This window comes from Frankia gtarii (genome assembly GCF_025403375.1).
Classification (GTDB): Bacteria; Actinomycetota; Actinomycetes; order Frankiales; family Frankiaceae; genus Frankia; species Frankia gtarii.
The window spans coordinates 1-4,331 of the sequence record NZ_JAMPTM010000402.1; the positions used below are offsets into that span (position 1 = coordinate 1).

The window sequence follows — 4,331 nt, forward strand, 5'->3', positions numbered from 1 at the left end:
GGGTGGGGGTTGTGGCGGTAGCCGCGCCGAGCGGGCTCGGGGAGCGCGGCGCCACGACGGCGGGATACGTGCCCGCCTGCCAATCGACGGGGGGCTGGGGCTGGAACGGCGACATCATCGGCGCCTGGTCTCCTTCGGAGGAAACGGATCGCCGCGGCCTGGTGACCGGGCGTGCCGCGGACGCGGCAGGAGCGTGGTCGTGCGGCGGGTGGCCGGTCGGACGGGTCACACGAGTGGGCTGGATCAGGCCCCACGATCGGGGCACGGCACGTCGTCTCCGGGCGTGTCGACGGGCCGGTGCTCCGCCCCCGCCGGTCCGAGCACCGGACACGTGGACGGGGTTTCCACGGCATGACCGGTCCGCCGGTCGAAGGACGATGTGGCGCCGGCACGCGAGGCGGGCGTGAAGCAGGTTGGCGAAAGCGAGGGCGCCTCGCGGCGACCGGCCCTCAGTCGACGGTCGAAGGTCCGGCGGTGGGCCGACGATCGGTAGGGGCTCCCGGCGGATCAGCTCAGCGACAGCGCCACGGGGCGGGGGACGGCAACAAGGAGACCTCGCGCCCGAGTCGAACGGACTGACGTGCGTCCACAGACATACCTACTACCCTCGGTAGTCGAGCCGGCATCCGTCAACCCGGGCCCGCTGTGCGCTACATCACATTCATGAATCACGTGCAGGAGAAAAACGAACAGCGGCAAGGGCATCACCCGAAAGGGATGCCCTTGCCGCAACCGGCGGTGGTGCTGCAATCAGACGGCCGCCGCGGCCTTCGCCTTCGCGAGACGCTCGGCGACATCGGCCCAGTTGACGATGTTCCACAGGGCCGTCGCATAGTCGGCCTTGACGTTCTTGTACTGCAGGTACCAGGCGTGCTCCCACGCGTCGAACACCAGCAGCGGGGTGTTGCCCACGCCGACGTTGCTCTGGTGGTCGTACACCTGCTCGATGAGCAGCCGCTGACCGGTGGCGTCGTAGGCCAGCACGCCCCAGCCGGAGCCCTGCACCGTCGTGGTCGCGGCGTTCAGCTGCGCCTTGAAGGCGTCGAAGGACCCGAAGTCGGCGGTGATGGCCTCGCCCAGCGCACCGTCCGGCTTGTCGCCGCCGTCCGGGGAGAGGTTCTCCCAGTAGATCGAGTGCAGAATGTGGCCGGAGAGGTTGAACGCGAGCGTCTTCTCCAGGCCGACGATGGCGCCGAAGTCGCCCTTGTCCCGCGCCTCCGCGATCTTCTCGAGGGTGTCGTTCGCACCCTTGACGTAGGCCGCGTGGTGCTTGTCGTGATGCAGTTCGACTATCTGTCCGATGATGGACGGTTCCAGTGCGCCATAGTCGTACTTCAGTTCCGGCAGCGTGTACGTCGCCACTAGAGCACGATCCTTTCCGTTGGCAAGGGATTTTTTCGGGGGCACCCACGCGGGGGCTCCCGGCGGTTCAGGTGGGCGGTTTCGACGACGCCGACGGCCACCGGCCGGGCGGCCGGGGTCGGGCGGGGCCTGGCGAGGCCCATCGGCCCACTCCTCTCCGGCGAGCCGCCGAGCTGGCGGCCCCTGTGGACGTCGAAGTCAGGTGCTGCGATCGCCCGCCTGGACACTATCGCCAGGAGGATCGGTCCTGCATAGCGAGACCGGACACCAGCACGCGGGAAGGATTGGCCACAGCCCCGACCAATAACAGTCCGTGACGGTGGTGAGAGGGAAGGCGGGATTCGGTGACCCAGGGAACAACCCGCCACGCCAGCCGGGCTACCACCCTCGCGAACCACCCTCGACCCGCCGCAGCGGGCCGCGGTGAGGCACACCCGCCGGTTCCCGTGACGCGCGGGGGTGATGGATCGGGGCATGATGCGACCCCTGCCCACTGGTGGGGCCAACTATTCCGCCCGGCTCGTCAGTCGTCGGTGTGGATCTGCTGGGTGAGGTAGTTCGCCGCGCCGAGCTGGGAGATCAGCTCCAGCTGGGCGTCAAGCCAGTCGATGTGCTCCTCCTCGGAAACGAGAATCTGCTCCAGGAGGACCGCCGAGCCGATGTCGCCGCGCTCACGGCTGAGCGCGGCGCCCCCACGCAGCACATCGACGGCCTCGAATTCGCCGGTCCGGTCGATCTCGAGCTGCTCGGGGACCGTCTCACCGATCCGCAGCGTGTGCAGGCGCTGCAGATTCGGCAGGCCGCCGAGGTACAGGATCCGCTCGATGAGCAGATCGGCGTGCTTCATCTCGTCAATGGACTCGTGGTAGTAGTGCTCCGAGATCCGCCGGTAGCCCCAGTTGCGCTGCATCCGGCTGTGCAGGAAATACTGGTTGATCGTGGTGAGCTCGTTCGTCAGCACACTGTTGAGTACTTCTATGATTTCCGTGTCGCCACGCGTCGCCATCGGTTCCACACCTTTCCGTCGACTGTTTCCAGCCAGACGCCCCACACCGCGCCGGGGCGGGCGGCTGGCTGCTCCGGGCACCCCGGCGGCCCGCGACCGGACACCGGCCATCTGCGACGACGAGGACACAGATCGACCGGACCGGGCAGGCTTACGAACCTCCAGGCACCAGCAAATCACAAGGATGCGTAATTCGCAGCGAGCCGACGCTCTCGACCCGCCACAACGCTCAGAACATCAATATAGGTAAGGCTGCCCGAAGTTAGGGAAGCCTACCCGGAGGTGGTGCACGCGGCGGGGCGATCCACCGCAATCACAGCCGGGTTCGCCACCGCCGGGTGTACCTGAGAATCGGACTGATGGTGGCCCGCCACGCCCGATAATACCGCCGGACGCGGCCCGCTCAGCTATCCGGGCAGGCGGACCAGGCCGAGATAGAAGTCATCGATCTGGTGGAGGGCCTGGATGAACGCGTCGAAGTCGACGGGCTTGGTGACGTATGCGTTTGCATGCAGGCTGTAGCTGCGCAGCACGTCGGCCGGAGCCTCCGAGGTCGTCAGGACGACTACCGGGATGGCCAGCAGATCCGGATCCTCCTTGATCGACACTAGGACCTCCCGACCGTCCATCCGGGGCATGTTCAGATCAAGCAGGATCAGGTCCGGCCGGGGCTCCGCGGGAGCGCGCAGGTAGTGCATCGCCTCGACGCCGTCGGCGGCCACATGCAGCTCGCGGTCGAACCCCCGGTCCGCCAGCGCCTCGGTGATCATGAGCGTGTCACCGGGGTCGTCCTCGACGAGGAGGATCCGGAACGATCGAACGGCGGTGGCGGACACTGAATTCGCCTCTCCTGGCAGTCGTCGACGTCTCGGTGAACCGGCGCGGGTCGCCCGCTCGCGGGCACGTTCACAATATCGAGCCGGGCGCCGGGTTCGGCCAGGTCTGTTCGCGGTCCACGGTCGGCCTGGCTCGGCCAGGCGGCGGGCCATCCGCCACCACCGGTAACGTGGTGTAACAATCCCGCCACGACTTCCGCGGCGCGGGGGTGGCTGGTTCGCCCGGCGGGTACCTACCCGGCCACCACCCCGCCAGCCCGGGTCGGTCGGGAGGAGCCGCGTTCGATGTCCACGGGCCAGCGCGCCACCGCCGTTATGCTGCTGGTCTGCGCGGTGTCCGGCGCGGTCGGCCTCACCGAGCTGCGTCATACCCTCGACTACCCCGAGGTGCTCAGCGCTCCGCCGGCCGACACCCTCGCGCTGGTGCGGGAGCACTGGCTGGCAATCGGCATCGGTGTCGGGCTCGCCGGCGTCGCCGCGGGTCTGCTGTTGCCAATCACCGTCGGGATCGTCCGCCTGCTGCCGCGTGGCCCGCACCGCCCGCTGCTGACCGTGCTGGGTGCGGCGACCGCCGGCGCGCACCTCACCGGCCTGCTGTTCTGGCTGATCACGGTGCCCGCGTTGGCCCGGCGCGCGGCTGTCCCCGCCCAGGCGGACCATGCGACCGCCGTCTTCGACACCGCACGCACCCTGTTCGGAGTGATGATCGGTGAGGTGCTCGCCTGCCTGCTGACAGCGAGCTGGACCGTCGCCCTGCTGACCCGCGCCGCGCGAGCCGCCACGCCTCGGCGGCCACCGCTGCGATCCGCCCTGCCGAAACCGGCCGCCGTCGCTCTCGCCGGCTGGGGCGCCCTTGCCGCGGGAGGTGTGCTCGGGGGGGTCCTGCTGCCCTTTGGGGTGGATGCCGCAGTCACCGGCCGCGTCGTCGGGGAGCTGCTGTGGTACCTGTGGCTGGTCGGGCTGGCGGTCGCCGTCTGGCATCTCGATCCCCGCTCGTCGAGGGCGGCCCCGACCGCGGCGCCGGTGGCCCGCGGGCCCGCGTCGCCCGCCGAACGGGTGATCGGCGACCAGGCCCATCCGGGCGACAGCGTCCTCGACCCACCCCTCGACCGCCTCCCCTCCTGGGC

The 4,331-nt window shown here is 69.4% G+C and carries 3 protein-coding genes and 1 pseudogene; 1 reads left to right on the forward strand and 3 read right to left on the reverse strand.

Going from position 1 to position 4,331, the window contains the following annotated elements; all coding sequences use genetic code 11:
- Nucleotides 1-750: 750 nt before the first annotated feature.
- From NBZ83_RS30310 to NBZ83_RS30320, 3 genes are all read right to left on the reverse strand, one after another.
- The gene (locus NBZ83_RS30310) at nucleotides 751-1,362 is read right to left on the reverse strand and encodes a superoxide dismutase (protein WP_261571204.1); all 612 of its coding nucleotides are present in this window, start codon (nucleotides 1,360-1,362) and stop codon (nucleotides 751-753) included.
- A gap of 523 nt (nucleotides 1,363-1,885) precedes the next feature.
- A complete protein-coding gene (bfr, locus tag NBZ83_RS30315) occupies nucleotides 1,886-2,368 on the reverse strand; it encodes a bacterioferritin (protein WP_261559607.1) in 483 nt (160 codons plus the stop codon).
- Between the two features lie 407 nt (nucleotides 2,369-2,775).
- Entirely contained in the window at nucleotides 2,776-3,204 is a 429-nt protein-coding gene (locus NBZ83_RS30320; protein ID WP_261571205.1) for a response regulator, read from the reverse strand.
- Nucleotides 3,205-3,489: 285 nt separating this feature from the next.
- Here NBZ83_RS30320 and NBZ83_RS30325 point away from each other — a divergent pair.
- Nucleotides 3,490-4,331, forward strand: a pseudogene (locus tag NBZ83_RS30325) (hypothetical protein); the annotation flags it as partial.

Bases quoted from the DNA above. Each gene is read 5' to 3' on its own strand.
- bfr (WP_261559607.1), bottom strand. From the start codon at position 2,368: ATGGCGACGCGTGGCGACACGGAAATCATAGAAGTACTCAACAGTGTG.